The organism is Streptomyces sp. OfavH-34-F (assembly GCF_022347745.1).
In the GTDB taxonomy this organism is placed as follows: Bacteria; Actinomycetota; Actinomycetes; order Streptomycetales; family Streptomycetaceae; genus Streptomyces.
Genome location: NZ_JAKRGC010000023.1, coordinates 1 through 13,917, shown reverse-complemented (window position 1 = coordinate 13,917; position 13,917 = coordinate 1). Strand labels below are relative to the sequence as shown.

Sequence of the window (13,917 nt, the reverse complement as noted above, 5' to 3'; positions counted from 1 at the left end):
GATTACGGGGCGTCTAAAATGCGCGGCATGAGCTTTGGGGATGGGGGGCCCTCTCCTTGGGGGCCGGGCGGGCCGGGGAACGGCGGGACTCCCGACTGGGAGGCGCTGGCCGACGCGTCCGCGGCCCGGGCCAGGCGGCGCAAGTGGCTGCTGATCGGCGGGGGCGCGGTGGCCACCGCGGCCGTCGCCGCGGCCGTGGCGCTGGCGGTCGTCGCGGCCAACGGCAACGACTCCGACGCCACCGCCGGGAAGCACGCGAGCGAACTGCCGACCGCGAGCGACCTGCCCAGCGAGATCCCCGCGCCCGAGCCGTCCTTCTCCTCCGTGGCACCGCCGCCCCCGCCGGACCCCCGGGACTACGTCTCCGACGCGACGAAGGACCGGCTGCCGATCAACGTCCAGGCGTTCTTCCCCGGCCCGAAGCTGACCTCCAACGGCCGCACGTACACCCGGGGCGCCACCCACCGCACCGAGGACTGCGCCGCCACCACGCAGGGCGCGCTCGGCTCGATCCTCCGGACCAACGGCTGCGACCAGGTCCTGCGGGCCACGTACAGCAAGGACGGGGTGGCGGTCACCGTGGGCATCGCGGTCTTCGACACCGAGGCGCAGGCCAAGCGGACCGCCCGGCAGGCGAGCGGCGGGCTGGCCTCGCTCAGCGGGTCCGGCGTCCCGGTGTTCTGCCGCGACGGCGTGATCTGCCGCCGCACCGCGAATGCGTACGGCCGGTACGCGTACTTCACGGTCGGCGGCTTCACGGACGGCCGCGACGTCACCAAGGCCGACCAGGACGTGTACCGCACCGGCGACGACCTCACGGACCACACGTTCCGGCAGATCCGCCACCGGGGCGAGGTCCAGGCGTCGGCCGCCGCGAACCTCACCACCACGTAGGGGGCCGCGCTCAGCAGCAGCCGGCCCCCGGCAGGCTGCGCACGTTGCGGGCCTCCACCGCCCGCGCGGCCAGCAGCCCGTCCTCCGGGTACGCGACCTCCTCCAGGGTCAGCCCGTGCGGGCGCACCACGTGGACGCCGGGGTCGCGCACCCCGGCCGCCAGCACCTCGGCCGGCCAGGGGTCGGGGCGGCGGCCGTCGCCCACGAAGAGCATCGCCCCGACGAGGGCGCGCACCATGTTGTGGCAGAAGGCGTCCGCCTGCACGGTGCCCGTGATGATCCCGCTCGCCCCGTCGCGCACCCAGTGCAGCCGCTGGAGCGTCCGGATGGTCGTCGCGCCCTCGCGCTTCTTGCAGTACGCGGCGAAGTCGTGCTCCCCGGTCATCCGGGCGGCGGCGGCGTTCATCGCGCCCACGTCGAGCGGGCGGTCGTGCCACAGGACGTGGCCGCGCAGCAGCGGGTCCACCCCGCCGGGCCGGTCGCAGACGCGGTAGGCGTACCGGCGCCACAGGGCGGAGAACCGGGCGTTGAACCCGGCCGGGGCCGCGGCGATCCGCCAGACGCGGACGTCGGGCGCCATCCGTCCGGCGAGCCGGCGCAGCAGCTTCTCCTCGTGCTCGGCCCACACCTCGGCCGGCAGGTCCACATGGGCGACCTGGCCGCGGGCGTGCACTCCGGCGTCGGTGCGGCCCGCCACCGTCAGGTCGTAGGTGCGCGGGGAGCGGGTCACGGTCCGCAGCGCGTCCTCGATCTCGCCCTGGACCGTGCGCCGGGCGGTCTGCTTCGCCCAGCCGGAGAAGTCCTTGCCGTCGTAGGCCAGGTCCAGCCGCACCCGGACGAACCCGGGCTCCACCTCGTCGCTCACCAGCGCATCCCTCTCTCTCGGCGTACCGCACAAGCCGAACGGGTCCGCACCGCCCCGGAGGGTGGTGCGGACCCGTTCAGTGGTTCCGGAACGCTCAGGCGTCCTTCGCGTCCTCGACGGACTCGACCGGGGTCTCGTCCTTCTTGGCCGCGTCTTCCTTGACCGCACGCTTGGTGGCGGCCTCGGCCTCACCGGTGGCCTGCTGCGCCACGGTCAGCGCCTCGACCAGCTCGATGACGGCCATCGGGGCGTTGTCGCCACGACGGTTGCCGATCTTGGTGATGCGGGTGTAACCACCGGGGCGGTTCTCGTACCGCGGGGCGATCTCGGTGAAGAGCGTGTGGACGACGCCCTTGTCCGTGATCGACTGCAGCACCAGGCGACGGTTGTGGATGTCGCCCTTCTTCGCCTTGGTGATGAAGCGCTCCGCGACCGGACGCAGGCGGCGCGCCTTGGCCTCGGTCGTGGTGATGCGGCCGTGCTCGAACAGCGACTTCGCGAGGTTGTTGAGAAGAAGCTTCTCGTGCGCGGCGCTGCCGCCCAGACGGGCACCCTTGGCGGGCTTCGGCATGGGTTTTCTCCTTGTGTGCTGCACCGGCCGTATCAGGTACCGGTGTCAGTTCCCGCGCGGCGGCCGCCGCGCGGAAGTGTGTGTGCTGTCGCCGGACCGGGGCCCCCGGAAGGGCGCCCCGGCCGGAGGGCGACTCAGTACTGCTCGGTCTCCACGAAACCGGCGTCCGCGTCGTCGTCGGCGCCGAAGGCGTCGGCGGCGGCGGTCGGGTCGAAGCCGGGAGGCGAGTCCTTGAGCGCCAGGCCCATACCGGCCAGCTTCGCCTTGACCTCGTCGATCGACTTCGCACCGAAGTTGCGGATGTCGAGCAGGTCCGCCTCGGAGCGGGCCACCAGCTCGCCCACCGAGTGGATGCCCTCGCGCTTGAGGCAGTTGTACGAGCGGACCGTGAGCTCCAGCTCCTCGATCGGCAGCGCCAGGTCCGCCGCGAGCGCGGCGTCCGTCGGCGACGGGCCCATGTCGATGCCCTCGGCGTCGATGTTGAGCTCGCGGGCCAGACCGAACAGCTCGACCAGGGTCTTGCCGGCCGACGCCATGGCGTCGCGCGGACGCATGGCCTGCTTGGTCTCGACGTCGACGATCAGCTTGTCGAAGTCGGTGCGCTGCTCGACACGGGTCGCCTCGACCTTGTACGTGACCTTGAGCACCGGCGAGTAGATGGAGTCGACCGGGATGCGGCCGATCTCCTGGCCCGCCTGCTTGTTCTGGACGGCGGAGACGTAGCCGCGACCGCGCTCGACGGTCAGCTCCATCTCCAGCTTGCCCTTGCCGTTCAGCGTGGCGAGGACGAGGTCCGGGTTGTGCACCTCGACACCGGCCGGCGGGGCGATGTCCGCGGCGGTGACCAGGCCGGGGCCCTGCTTGCGCAGGTACATCACGACCGGCTCGTCGTGCTCCGAGGAGACGACCAGCTGCTTGATGTTGAGGATGAGGTCGGTGACGTCCTCCTTGACGCCCGGCACGGTGGTGAACTCGTGCAGGACACCGTCGATGCGGATGCTCGTGACGGCGGCACCCGGGATCGAGGAGAGGAGCGTGCGGCGCAGGGAGTTGCCGAGCGTGTAGCCGAAGCCGGGCTCCAGCGGCTCGATGACGAACCGCGAACGGAACTCGTCGACGACCTCTTCGGTCAGCGACGGGCGCTGAGCGATCAGCATGATGTGAATCCTTCAGTCGTGGGCGCCCACTATTTGACACCCGACAGATGAAACAAGGATACGGGCGGTACACCCCCGCAGGGGGCATACCGCCCGTACCCACGCTCCTGCCGTACGGCCGTCACCGGCCGTGACGGATCAGACGCGGCGACGCTTCGGCGGACGGCAGCCGTTGTGCGGCGTCGGGGTGACGTCCTGGATCGAGCCGACCTCGAGGCCGGTGGCCTGGAGGGAGCGGATCGCGGTCTCGCGGCCGGAGCCCGGACCCTTCACGAAGACGTCGACCTTGCGCATGCCGTGCTCCTGCGCGCGGCGGGCGGCCGACTCGGCGGCCATCTGCGCGGCGAAGGGGGTGGACTTGCGCGAGCCCTTGAAGCCGACGTGGCCGGCGGAGGCCCAGGAGATCACGTTGCCCGTGGGGTCCGTGATCGAGACGATCGTGTTGTTGAACGTGCTCTTGATGTGCGCGTGGCCGTGAGCAACGTTCTTCTTTTCCTTGCGGCGCACCTTCTTGGCTGCGCCCTGACGACCCTTGGGGGGCATGTCTTGACTCCAGATGGAGAGGGGAGGTGATCGGTCCTACAGCGAAGACCGCTGGTTGCTGCTGAGGCCCGGAGTTCCGGTCGCTCGCAGTGCGTCCGCTGAGGACTACTTCTTGCCCGGCTTCTTCTTGCCGGCGATCGCGCGACGCGGACCCTTGCGGGTACGGGCGTTGGTGCTGGTGCGCTGACCGTGGACCGGGAGGCCACGGCGGTGACGCAGACCCTGGTAGCAGCCGATCTCGACCTTGCGGCGGATGTCGGCCTGGATCTCGCGGCGGAGGTCACCCTCGGTGCGGAGGTTGGCGTCCACGTACTCGCGGATCTTGACCAGGTCCTCTTCGGCCAGGTCGCGAACGCGGGTGTTCGGGTTCACGCCGGTGGTGGCGAGGATCTCCTTGGACCGGGTGCGCCCGATGCCGAAGACGTAGGTGAGGGCAACCTCCACGCGCTTTTCGCGCGGGATGTCAACACCTGAAACGCGTGCCATTCAATGGCTCCAGTTGTTAAGTCGGGGGTCTTCCGCAGAACCACTCCCGACCGCCGACCCCTCGCTGGGAGAGGTGGTACGTCCGGGTCCCCGGCCCCCGCCGGAGGTGCCGTCAGCCGTGGCTTGGACGGGCTCTGCGTATGTACGTATTACGTGCGTCGCGCGAAGAACTGCGAGATGCAGGGGGTCGTGCGTCAGCCCTGGCGCTGCTTGTGGCGCAGGTTGTCGCAGATGACCATGACCCGGCCGTGACGGCGGATCACCTTGCACTTGTCGCAGATCTTCTTGACGCTCGGCTTGACCTTCATGGGATGTCAGGTTCTCCGGGTCAGTGCCGACGCCGCACGGAGGCGGGCGGCGGCAAGATCTACTTGTAGCGGTAGACGATCCGGCCACGCGTCAGGTCGTACGGAGACAGCTCCACGACGACCCGGTCATCCGGGAGGATGCGGATGTAGTGCATACGCATCTTGCCGCTGATGTGCGCGAGGACCTTGTGACCGTTCTGGAGCTCCACCTTGAACATGGCGTTCGGGAGGGACTCGATCACGGTGCCCTCAATTTCGATGGCACCTTGCTTCTTGGCCACGCTTCGCCTTTCGAATCGGCTACCTTGATCGTCTCTCGCTCCGCCGCATGCGGACACACGGATGCACGAGAGCCGACGAGTCAGTCTACGTCAGCGGACTGCCAAAGGCGAATCCGTCAAGTTTGCCCAGCGGAGGAGATCCTTAGACATCCCGGCCGGAACGGATCGTGCGGCCGCTCAGCCGAGGGGGTCCGGCGCCGCCTGGACCCCGTACTGCGCGAGCCTCTCGCGGCCGCAGTCCGGGGCGGTGAGGACCAGCGGGCCCTCCTCCGTCAGCGCGATCGAGTGCTCCCAGTGCGAGGACCAGGTGCCGTCCGTCGTGATGACCGTCCACTCGTCCTCCAGCACCTCCGTGCGGGCCGTGCCGAGGGACACCATGGGCTCGATCGCCAGGCAGACGCCGGGCACCAGCTTGATGCCCTTGCCGCGCTTGCGGGAGACGTAGTTCAGCAGGTGCGGGTCCATGTGCATCTCGGTGCCGATGCCGTGCCCGCCGTAGTCCTCGATGATCCCGTACTTGCCGGTGGCGGGGCGGGGCTGGCGGCGAATGTAGGACTCGATCGCCTTCGAGATGTCCACCAGCCGGTTGTTGACCTTCATCGCGGCGATCCCGGCCCACATGGACTCCTCGGTCACCCGGGACAGCTCGACCAGCTCCGGGGCGTGTCCGGTGCCGACGAAGGCCGTGTACGCGGCGTCCCCGTGCCAGCCGTCGACGATGGCGCCGGCGTCGATGGAGATGATGTCGCCGTCCTTGAGGACCGTCTTGTCGTCCGGGATGCCGTGGACGACGACCTCGTTCACCGAGGTGCAGATGGTCGCGGGGAACCCGCCGTACCCCAGGAAGTTCGACTTCGCCCCGTGGTCGGCGATCACCTTGCGGGCGACCTGGTCCAGATCGCGGGTGGTGGCGCCGGGCACCGCGGCCTCGCGGGTCGCCGCGTGGATGGCAGCGACCACCAGCCCCGCCTCGCGCATCTTGGCGATCTGCTCGGGGGTCTTGATCTGCACCATGCTGCGGCGCCTTTCCGGTAGGGCGGTGACGGGGGACGGATGTTCCACGATACGCGGCGGCACGCAGTCGGCCGCGGCGTCCGAGGACGCCGCGGCCGACTCGTACTGCGGGGAGGGGCGGTCTCAGTCCTCCGCGGACTTCTTGAGCGCCTCCATGGCCCGGTCGGTCACGTCGGTGACCTTGCCGAGCGCGGAGATGGTGACCACCAGGTCCTGGGACCGGTAGTAGTCGATGATCGGCTCGGTCTGCGTGTGGTAGACCTCCAGCCGGGTGCGCACCGTCTCCTCGCTGTCGTCCTCACGCTGGTACAGCTCGCCGCCGCAGGCGTCGCAGACGCCCTCGGTCTTCGGCGGGTTGTACGTGGCGTGGAACACGTGCGCGCTGTCGTTGCGGCAGATGCGGCGACCCGCGATCCGCTTCACGACCTCGTCCTCGGGGACCTCCAGGTCGAGCACGGCGTCCAGCTTCACGCCCTCGTCCTTGAGCATCACGTCCAGGGCCTCGGCCTGTCCCACGTTGCGCGGGAAGCCGTCGAGCAGGAAGCCGTTGACCGCGTCCGGCTGGGACATGCGGTCCTTGGCCATCCCGATCGTCACCTCGTCCGGCACCAGCTGCCCGGCGTCCATGTAGGCGCGGGCCTGCTTGCCAAGGTCGGTGCCCTGGCTGATGTTGGCGCGGAAGAGGTCGCCCGTGGAGATGTGCGGAATCGACAGGTTCTTGGCAAGGTACGCGGCCTGCGTTCCCTTGCCGGCACCCGGCGGGCCGACGAGGACGATTCGCATCAGCGGAGGAACCCTTCGTAATTGCGCTGCTGGAGCTGACTCTCAATCTGCTTCACGGTCTCCAGACCCACACCCACGATGATGAGGATGCTCGTCCCGCCGAACGGGAAGTTCTGGTCCGCGCCGTTGAATCCGGCCAACGCCATCGTCGGCACAAGAGCGATCAGCCCCAGGTACAGCGAGCCCGGCCAAGTGATCCTGTTGAGCACGTAGCTCAGGTACTCGGCAGTAGGTCGACCAGCCCGGATACCCGGAATGAAGCCACCATACTTCTTCATGTTGTCGGCCACTTCCTCGGGGTTGAAGGAAATCGCCACGTAGAAGAACGCGAAGAAGACGATCAGGAGGAAGTACAGGGTGATGTAGTACGGGTGATTGCCCTTGACCAGGTGGTCCTGGATCCAGATGGCCCAGCCCGACGTGGAGTTCGAGAACTGGACGATGAGCGCCGGGATGTAGAGCAGCGACGAGGCGAAGATGACGGGGATCACACCCGCCTGGTTCACCTTGAGCGGGATGTACGTGGAGGTACCGCCGTACGAGCGGCGCCCGATCATGCGCTTCGCGTACTGCACGGGGACACGGCGCTGGGCCTGCTCGACGAAGACCACGAGGGCGACCATCACGAAGCCGACGAGGATGACCGTGGCGAACTCGATCCAGCCGTCCGCGAGCTTGCCGCTCGTCTTGATGGCCCACAGGGCGGACGGGAAGGTGGCGGCGATCGAGATGAACATCAGGATCGACATGCCGTTGCCGATGCCGCGGTCGGTGATGACCTCACCGAGCCACATCACGACGGCGGTGCCCGCGGTCATGGTGATGACCATGACGATGGTCGTGAAGAGCGAGTCGTTCGGGACGATCTGGTCGGCGACCGGGCAGCCGCTGAACAGCGCGCCGCTGCGGGCGGTGGCGACCAGGCCGGTGCCCTGGAGGATGGCGAGCGCGACCGTCAGATAACGCGTGTACTGCGTGATCTTGGCCTGGCCGGTCTGCCCCTCCTTCTTGAGCGCCTCGAGTCGGGGGATGACCACGGTCAGCAGCTGGAGAATGATGCTGGCCGTGATGTAGGGCATGATGCCGAGCGCGAAGATCGTGATCTGCAGCAGCGCACCACCGCTGAACATGTTCACGAGGCCGAAGAGGCTGTTGTTGCCCTTGCTTGCCTGATCGACACAGGTCTGGACGTTCTCGTAACTCACGCCCGGTACGGGGATGTGGGCCCCGAGCCGGTAGAGCACGACGATGCCGAGTGTGAAGAGCAGCTTCTTGCGCAGGTCGGGCGTCTTGAACGCCCGGGCGAAGCCGGTGAGCACGGTGCCTCCTGCGACCCCCGCGCAGAGCGTAGAGGTGACGGTCTTGAGGATCGACGGATACGTAACAATCAAAGTCCCCGGGCGGCGGGCGCCCAGGGGTTACCACAGCAACGGACGCCACCTTACCGGCGTACCTGCCCCCCTAGGAACGACCAACCGGGGATGCCCCATTTGAGAGGGCATCCCCGGTCGGATGTTCAGTACACCGATGTGTCCGAGTTGTCTCAGACGAGCTCGGTGACGGTACCGCCGGCGGCGGTGATCTTCTCCTTGGCGGAGCCGGAGACGGCGTCAACCGAAACCTGCAGCGCCACGGAGATCTCGCCCTGTCCGAGGACCTTGACGAGGTGGTTGTTGCGCACGGCGCCCTTGGCGACCAGGTCGGCCACCGTGACCTCTCCACCCTCGGGGTAGAGCGTCGCGAGCTTGTCCAGGTTCACGACCTGGTACTCCGTGCGGAACGGGTTCTTGAAGCCCTTGAGCTTCGGCAGACGCATGTGGAGGGGCATCTGCCCACCCTCGAAGCGCTGCGGAACCTGGTAACGGGCCTTGGTGCCCTTGGTGCCACGACCGGCGGTCTTACCCTTGGACGCCTCACCACGACCCACACGGGTCTTGGCGGTCTTGGCGCCCGGGGCGGGCCGGAGGTCATGGGCCTTCAGCGGCTTGTTCTCCGCCATGTCAGTCGACCTCCTCAACCGTCACGAGGTGGCGGACGGTGTGCACCATGCCGCGGAACTCGGGACGGTCCTCCTTGACAACCGAGTCGTTCAGGCGCTTGAGCCCGAGCGAACGCAGGGTGTCGCGGTGGTTCTGCTTGCTGCCGATGTACGACTTCGTCTGCGTGATCTTGAGGCGAGCCATTACGCACCCGCTCCCGCACGCGCACGAAGCAGGGCCGCGGGGGCGACGTCCTCGAGGGGCAGACCGCGGCGGGCCGCGATCTCCTCGGGACGCTGCAGGCCACGAAGGGCCTCCACGGTCGCGTGCACGATGTTGATCGGGTTCGAGGACCCGAGCGACTTCGACAGGATGTCGTGGACGCCGGCGCACTCGAGGACGGCACGCACCGGGCCACCGGCGATCACACCGGTACCGGGGGAAGCCGGCTTGAGCAGGACGACGCCCGCGGCCTTCTCACCCTGGATCGGGTGAGGGATGGTGCCCTGGATGCGCGGGACCTTGAAGAAGTTCTTCTTGGCCTCTTCCACGCCCTTGGCGATGGCCGCGGGAACTTCCTTGGCCTTGCCGTAACCGACACCTACGGTGCCGTCACCGTCGCCCACCACGACCAGCGCGGTGAAGCTGAAGCGACGACCACCCTTCACAACCTTGGCGACTCGGTTGATCGCGACGACGCGCTCGACGTACGCGGTCTTCTCGGCGGCGGCAGCGCCGCCGTCACGGCCCTTCCGGTCCCGCCGCTCGCCGCCACCGGCACCGCTTCCGCGGCGCTGGGGTCCAGCCATTGGATTTACCTCTCTCTGTTACGTCCGCTGTGCGTAGGAACCGGGGCTAGAACTTCAGCCCGGCTTCACGGGCGGCGTCAGCCAGAGCGGCAATCCGCCCGGCGTACTGGTTACCACCGCGGTCAAACACGACGGCCTCGACGCCTGCGGCCTTGGCACGCTCCGCGACCAGGGCGCCGACCTGCTTGGCCTGGCTGCTCTTGTCGCCCTCGCCGCCACGGATGGAAGCGTCCAGGGTCGACGCCGACGCGAGCGTGTGGCCCGCGATGTCGTCGATGACCTGGGCCACCATGTGACGGTTGGAACGGGTCACGACCAGGCGCGGACGCTCCGGCGAACCGGAGATGTGCTTGCGGACGCGGATGTGGCGCCGCTTGCGAGCCGCGCGCTTGTACGCGTCGCCCTTGGCGATCTTCACGCCGTATGCCATGGCTACTTACCAGCCTTTCCGACCTTGCGGCGGATGACCTCGCCGGCGTACTTGACGCCCTTGGCCTTGTACGGGTCAGGCTTCCGCAGCTTGCGGATCTTGGCCGCGGTCTCGCCGACCTTCTGCTTGTCGATGCCCTCGACGGTGAACTTCGTGGGGGTCTCCACCTTGAAGGTGATGCCCTCCGGGGCCTCGATCAGGATCGGGTGGCTGTAGCCCAGGGCGAACTCCAGGTTGGAGCCCTTCGCCTGGACGCGGTAACCGACACCGCTGATCTCGAGCGCCTTGATGTATCCCTGGGTCACACCGGTGATCATGTTCGCCACCAGCGTGCGGGACAGGCCGTGCAGGGCCTTGTTCTGACGCTCGTCGTTCGGGCGGACGACGTTCAGGACGCCGTCCTCACCCTTGGTGACCTCGATGGGCGCCGCGACGGTGTGCGTGAGGGTGCCCTTGGGGCCCTTCACGTTGACCGTACGGCCATCGATGGTGACGTCCACACCGGCGGGAACCTGGATGGGGAGCTTGCCGATTCGCGACATGAGCTGTTCCTCCGTTCCCGACTACCAGACGTAGGCGAGGACTTCCCCACCTACGCCCTTCTTCTGAGCCTGCTGGCCGGTCAGGAGACCGTGGGACGTGGAGATGATCGCCACGCCCAGGCCGCCGAGGACCTTCGGCAGGTTGGTGGACTTTGCGTAGACACGCAGACCCGGCTTCGAGATGCGCTTGATGCCGGCGATCGAGCGCTCGCGGTTCGGGCCGAACTTGAGCTGGAGGACGAGGTTCTTGCCGACCTCGGCGTCCTCGACCTTCCAGCCGGTGATGAAGCCCTCCTGCTGGAGGATCTCCGCGATGTGCGACTTGATCTTGCTGTGCGGCATCGTGACGTCGTCGTGATACGCCGAGTTCGCGTTGCGCAGACGCGTGAGCATGTCTGCGATGGGATCAGTCATGGTCATGAGTTGGCCTTCGGCCTCTCTCGCCGGGGTTTCCTGTATGCGCCATCCCTCTCCCCGCTCAGAGGCGGGACGGGTGCGGTGCGGGGACCTACGGCGTAGTAAGTCGGTCATGGGCGGCAGGCGCCCAACCCTGCAAGCCTACGGCATGCGGGGCCGGGCTCCTGCCGTCCAGCTGCTTACCGAGAGTCTCCGGTGATTCCCAACGCCCAAAGGGCGAAGGAGAATTACCAGGAGCTCTTGGTCACGCCCGGCAGCTCGCCACGGTGAGCCATCTCACGAAGGCACACGCGGCACAGGCCGAACTTGCGGTAGACGGAGTGGGGCCGGCCGCAGCGCTGGCAGCGGGTGTACCCGCGGACGCCGAACTTCGGCTTACGGGCGGCCTTAGCGATCAGAGCCTTCTTCGCCACGGTCAGTTCTCCTTGAACGGGAAGCCGAGGTGACGAAGGAGGGCACGACCCTCGTCGTCGTTGGTCGCCGTGGTGACCACGGTGATGTCCATGCCCCGGACCCGGTCGATCTTGTCCTGGTCGATCTCGTGGAACATGACCTGCTCCGTGAGACCGAAGGTGTAGTTGCCACGGCCGTCGAACTGCTTCGGCGACAGGCCGCGGAAGTCACGGATACGCGGCAGCGCGAGCGACAGCGTACGGTCCAGGAACTCCCACATGCGGTCACCGCGGAGGGTGACGTGGCAGCCGATCGGCTGCCCCTCGCGCAGCTTGAACTGCGCGATCGACTTGCGGGCCTTGGTGACGGCCGGCTTCTGACCGGTGATCGTGGTGAGGTCCTTGACGGCACCGTCGATCAGCTTGGAGTCGCGGGCGGCGTCGCCCACACCCATGTTGACCACGATCTTGACGAGACCGGGGATCTGCATGACGTTCTCGTAGGAGAACTCCTCACGCAGCTTGCCGGCGATTTCCTCGCGGTAGCGCGTCTTGAGACGCGGCGCGGTGGTGGTAGTCATCAGATGTCCTCACCGGTGCGCTTGGCAACACGGATCTTGTTGCCCTCGTCGTCAAAGCGGTAGCCGACGCGAGTAACGACCTTCTTGCCGTCCTTCTCAACAACCAGCTGCACGTTGCTGACGTGGATCGGGGCCTCGGTCGTCACAATGCCACCGGTCTGCGAACCGCGAGCGGTCTGGCCGGCCTTGGTGTGCTTCTTGACCCGGTTGACACCCTCGACGAGGACGCGGTCCTGAGCGGGGTAGGCCACGATGACCTTGCCCTGCTTGCCCTTGTCCTTGCCGGTGATGACCTGGACCAGGTCACCCTTCTTGATCTTCATGCTTACAGCACCTCCGGCGCGAGCGAGATGATCTTCATGAACTTCTTCTCGCGCAGCTCACGGCCCACCGGGCCGAAGATACGGGTGCCGCGGGGGTCGCCGTCGTTCTTCAGAATGACGGCGGCGTTCTCGTCGAAGCGGATGTACGAGCCATCCTGGCGACGACGCTCCTTGACGGTGCGAACGATGACGGCCTTGACGACGTCACCCTTCTTCACGTTGCCACCGGGGATCGCGTCCTTGACGGTGGCGACGATGACGTCACCGATGCCCGCGTAGCGGCGACCCGAGCCACCGAGAACACGGATGGTGAGAATTTCCTTCGCACCCGTGTTGTCGGCGACACGCAGTCGCGACTCCTGCTGGATCACGTCTATCTCCTGATCGTCTGCCGGTTCCCGGCAGGGGCCCCGTCACGGGAACCCCTGCCGAGCCTGGCGGAACTGACCTGAGGGAAAGTCCCCTCAGGAATTACTTGGCCTTCTCGAGGATCTCGACGATGCGCCACCGCTTGGTGGCGGACAGCGGCCGGGTCTCCATGAGGAGGACGCGGTCGCCGACACCGGCGGAGTTCTGCTCGTCGTGGGCCTTGAGCTTGTTCGTACGGCGGATGACCTTGCCGTACAGGGCGTGCTTCACGCGGTCCTCGACGGCGACGACGACGGTCTTGTCCATCTTGTCGCTGACGACGAGGCCCTCACGGGTCTTGCGGAAGCCGCGCTCGGCGGTCTTGCTCTCAGTCACAGTGTTCTCGCTCATCAGACGCTCTCCACCGTTTCGATGCCCAGCTCGCGCTCGCGCATCAGGGTGTAGATCCGGGCGATGTCCTTACGGACGGACTTGAGCCGACCGTGGTTCTCGAGCTGGCCCGTCGCCGCCTGGAAACGGAGGTTGAACAGCTCTTCCTTGGCCTCGCGGAGCTTGTTGAGGAGCTCCTCGTTGCCCAGCTCGCGCAGCTCGGACGCCTTGGTACCGGCCGACATCACGCTTCACCTGCCTCGCGCTTGACGATCCGGCACTTCATCGGCAGCTTGTGGGCCGCACGGGTCAGCGCCTCACGGGCGATCTTCTCGTTGGGGTACGACAGCTCGAACATGACGCGTCCGGGCTTGACGTTGGCGATCCACCACTCCGGCGAACCCTTACCGGAACCCATGCGGGTCTCGGCCGGCTTCTTCGTCAGGGGACGGTCCGGGTAGATGTTGATCCAGACCTTGCCGCCACGCTTGATGTGACGCGTCATGGCGATACGAGCGGACTCGATCTGACGGTTCGTCACGTAGGCCGGGGTCAGCGCCTGGATGCCGTACTCGCCGAACGCAACCTGCGTGCCACCCTTGGACATACCGCTGCGCTTCGGGTGGTGCTGCTTGCGGTGCTTGACCCTACGGGGGATCAGCATTTCGGTCAGGCCTCCGTTCCGGTGCTCTCAGCAGCCGGAGCAGCGGCGGTCGCCTCGGCCTTGGGGGCCTCGGCGGCCGGAGCCGACTGCTGCGGCTTGCGGCCGCGGCCGCCACGCTCGCCACCGCGGCCACCGCGGCC

At 67.5% G+C, this 13,917-nt stretch carries 24 protein-coding genes; 1 reads left to right on the top strand and 23 read right to left on the bottom strand.

What is annotated here, in order from left to right; genetic code table 11:
* Positions 1-27: 27 nt before the first annotated feature.
* The gene (locus MHW47_RS06945) at positions 28-894 is read left to right on the top strand and encodes a hypothetical protein (RefSeq protein ID WP_239221742.1); all 867 of its coding nucleotides are present in this window, start codon (positions 28-30) and stop codon (positions 892-894) included.
* Between the two features lie 10 nt (positions 895-904).
* Here the strand turns inward: MHW47_RS06945 and truA are convergent, their stop codons facing one another.
* The 23 genes from truA to rplP form a co-directional block, all read right to left on the bottom strand.
* Complete coding sequence (truA, locus tag MHW47_RS06940) at positions 905-1,759, bottom strand: tRNA pseudouridine(38-40) synthase TruA (RefSeq protein WP_239221741.1); 855 nt, start codon at positions 1,757-1,759, stop codon at positions 905-907.
* Between the two features lie 94 nt (positions 1,760-1,853).
* Positions 1,854-2,330, bottom strand: coding sequence for a 50S ribosomal protein L17 (gene rplQ, locus MHW47_RS06935; protein WP_073964429.1), 477 nt, complete (start codon positions 2,328-2,330; stop codon positions 1,854-1,856).
* Between the two features lie 134 nt (positions 2,331-2,464).
* The gene (locus MHW47_RS06930; RefSeq protein ID WP_024755423.1) at positions 2,465-3,487 is read right to left on the bottom strand and encodes a DNA-directed RNA polymerase subunit alpha; all 1,023 of its coding nucleotides are present in this window, start codon (positions 3,485-3,487) and stop codon (positions 2,465-2,467) included.
* 138 nt (positions 3,488-3,625) lie between these two features.
* Entirely contained in the window at positions 3,626-4,030 is a 405-nt protein-coding gene (gene rpsK, locus MHW47_RS06925) for a 30S ribosomal protein S11 (protein ID WP_003948617.1), read from the bottom strand.
* Between the two features lie 105 nt (positions 4,031-4,135).
* The gene (gene rpsM / locus MHW47_RS06920; protein WP_018519286.1) at positions 4,136-4,516 is read right to left on the bottom strand and encodes a 30S ribosomal protein S13; all 381 of its coding nucleotides are present in this window, start codon (positions 4,514-4,516) and stop codon (positions 4,136-4,138) included.
* 194 nt (positions 4,517-4,710) lie between these two features.
* On the bottom strand, positions 4,711-4,824 hold the full coding sequence (gene rpmJ / locus MHW47_RS06915; RefSeq protein ID WP_003956441.1) for a 50S ribosomal protein L36: 114 nt from the start codon (positions 4,822-4,824) through the stop codon (positions 4,711-4,713).
* 59 nt (positions 4,825-4,883) lie between these two features.
* The gene (gene infA / locus MHW47_RS06910; RefSeq protein WP_003956442.1) at positions 4,884-5,105 is read right to left on the bottom strand and encodes a translation initiation factor IF-1; all 222 of its coding nucleotides are present in this window, start codon (positions 5,103-5,105) and stop codon (positions 4,884-4,886) included.
* A 177-nt stretch (positions 5,106-5,282) separates the two neighbouring features.
* Positions 5,283-6,119, bottom strand: coding sequence for a type I methionyl aminopeptidase (map, locus tag MHW47_RS06905; protein ID WP_239221740.1), 837 nt, complete (start codon positions 6,117-6,119; stop codon positions 5,283-5,285).
* A 123-nt stretch (positions 6,120-6,242) separates the two neighbouring features.
* Positions 6,243-6,902: an adenylate kinase gene (locus MHW47_RS06900; RefSeq protein ID WP_239221739.1), complete on the bottom strand. Its 660-nt coding sequence runs from the start codon at positions 6,900-6,902 to the stop codon at positions 6,243-6,245.
* Entirely contained in the window at positions 6,902-8,221 is a 1,320-nt protein-coding gene (gene secY, locus MHW47_RS06895) for a preprotein translocase subunit SecY (RefSeq protein WP_239221738.1), read from the bottom strand. Before secY ends, MHW47_RS06900 begins: the two co-directional genes overlap by 1 nt.
* 224 nt (positions 8,222-8,445) lie before the next feature.
* On the bottom strand, positions 8,446-8,901 hold the full coding sequence (gene rplO / locus MHW47_RS06890) for a 50S ribosomal protein L15 (protein WP_018101215.1): 456 nt from the start codon (positions 8,899-8,901) through the stop codon (positions 8,446-8,448).
* A gap of 1 nt (position 8,902) precedes the next feature.
* Positions 8,903-9,085 (bottom strand): 50S ribosomal protein L30, encoded by a 183-nt coding sequence (gene rpmD / locus MHW47_RS06885; protein WP_003966943.1) that lies wholly within the window; start codon positions 9,083-9,085, stop codon positions 8,903-8,905.
* Positions 9,085-9,690, bottom strand: a complete 606-nt coding sequence (gene rpsE / locus MHW47_RS06880; RefSeq protein WP_239221737.1) for a 30S ribosomal protein S5 — start codon at positions 9,688-9,690, stop codon at positions 9,085-9,087. The genes rpmD and rpsE overlap by 1 nt, the downstream gene beginning before the upstream one ends.
* Positions 9,691-9,736: 46 nt before the next feature.
* Entirely contained in the window at positions 9,737-10,120 is a 384-nt protein-coding gene (gene rplR / locus MHW47_RS06875; protein WP_143621233.1) for a 50S ribosomal protein L18, read from the bottom strand.
* 2 nt (positions 10,121-10,122) lie between these two features.
* The gene (rplF, locus tag MHW47_RS06870; RefSeq protein WP_143621230.1) at positions 10,123-10,662 is read right to left on the bottom strand and encodes a 50S ribosomal protein L6; all 540 of its coding nucleotides are present in this window, start codon (positions 10,660-10,662) and stop codon (positions 10,123-10,125) included.
* 21 nt (positions 10,663-10,683) lie between these two features.
* Complete coding sequence (rpsH, locus tag MHW47_RS06865; RefSeq protein ID WP_143621227.1) at positions 10,684-11,082, bottom strand: 30S ribosomal protein S8; 399 nt, start codon at positions 11,080-11,082, stop codon at positions 10,684-10,686.
* Positions 11,083-11,306: 224 nt separating this feature from the next.
* Positions 11,307-11,492, bottom strand: a complete 186-nt coding sequence (locus tag MHW47_RS06860) for a type Z 30S ribosomal protein S14 (RefSeq protein WP_003948630.1) — start codon at positions 11,490-11,492, stop codon at positions 11,307-11,309.
* 2 nt (positions 11,493-11,494) lie between these two features.
* A complete protein-coding gene (gene rplE, locus MHW47_RS06855) occupies positions 11,495-12,052 on the bottom strand; it encodes a 50S ribosomal protein L5 (protein ID WP_018101220.1) in 558 nt (185 codons plus the stop codon).
* The gene (gene rplX, locus MHW47_RS06850) at positions 12,052-12,375 is read right to left on the bottom strand and encodes a 50S ribosomal protein L24 (protein WP_073786786.1); all 324 of its coding nucleotides are present in this window, start codon (positions 12,373-12,375) and stop codon (positions 12,052-12,054) included. Before rplX ends, rplE begins: the two co-directional genes overlap by 1 nt.
* 2 nt (positions 12,376-12,377) lie before the next feature.
* A complete protein-coding gene (gene rplN / locus MHW47_RS06845) occupies positions 12,378-12,746 on the bottom strand; it encodes a 50S ribosomal protein L14 (protein ID WP_003966950.1) in 369 nt (122 codons plus the stop codon).
* A 100-nt stretch (positions 12,747-12,846) separates the two neighbouring features.
* A complete protein-coding gene (gene rpsQ / locus MHW47_RS06840) occupies positions 12,847-13,134 on the bottom strand; it encodes a 30S ribosomal protein S17 (protein WP_239221736.1) in 288 nt (95 codons plus the stop codon).
* Positions 13,134-13,358, bottom strand: coding sequence for a 50S ribosomal protein L29 (gene rpmC, locus MHW47_RS06835; protein WP_014047786.1), 225 nt, complete (start codon positions 13,356-13,358; stop codon positions 13,134-13,136). Before rpmC ends, rpsQ begins: the two co-directional genes overlap by 1 nt.
* On the bottom strand, positions 13,358-13,777 hold the full coding sequence (gene rplP / locus MHW47_RS06830; RefSeq protein ID WP_018101222.1) for a 50S ribosomal protein L16: 420 nt from the start codon (positions 13,775-13,777) through the stop codon (positions 13,358-13,360). Before rplP ends, rpmC begins: the two co-directional genes overlap by 1 nt.
* Positions 13,778-13,917: the final 140 nt, after the last annotated feature.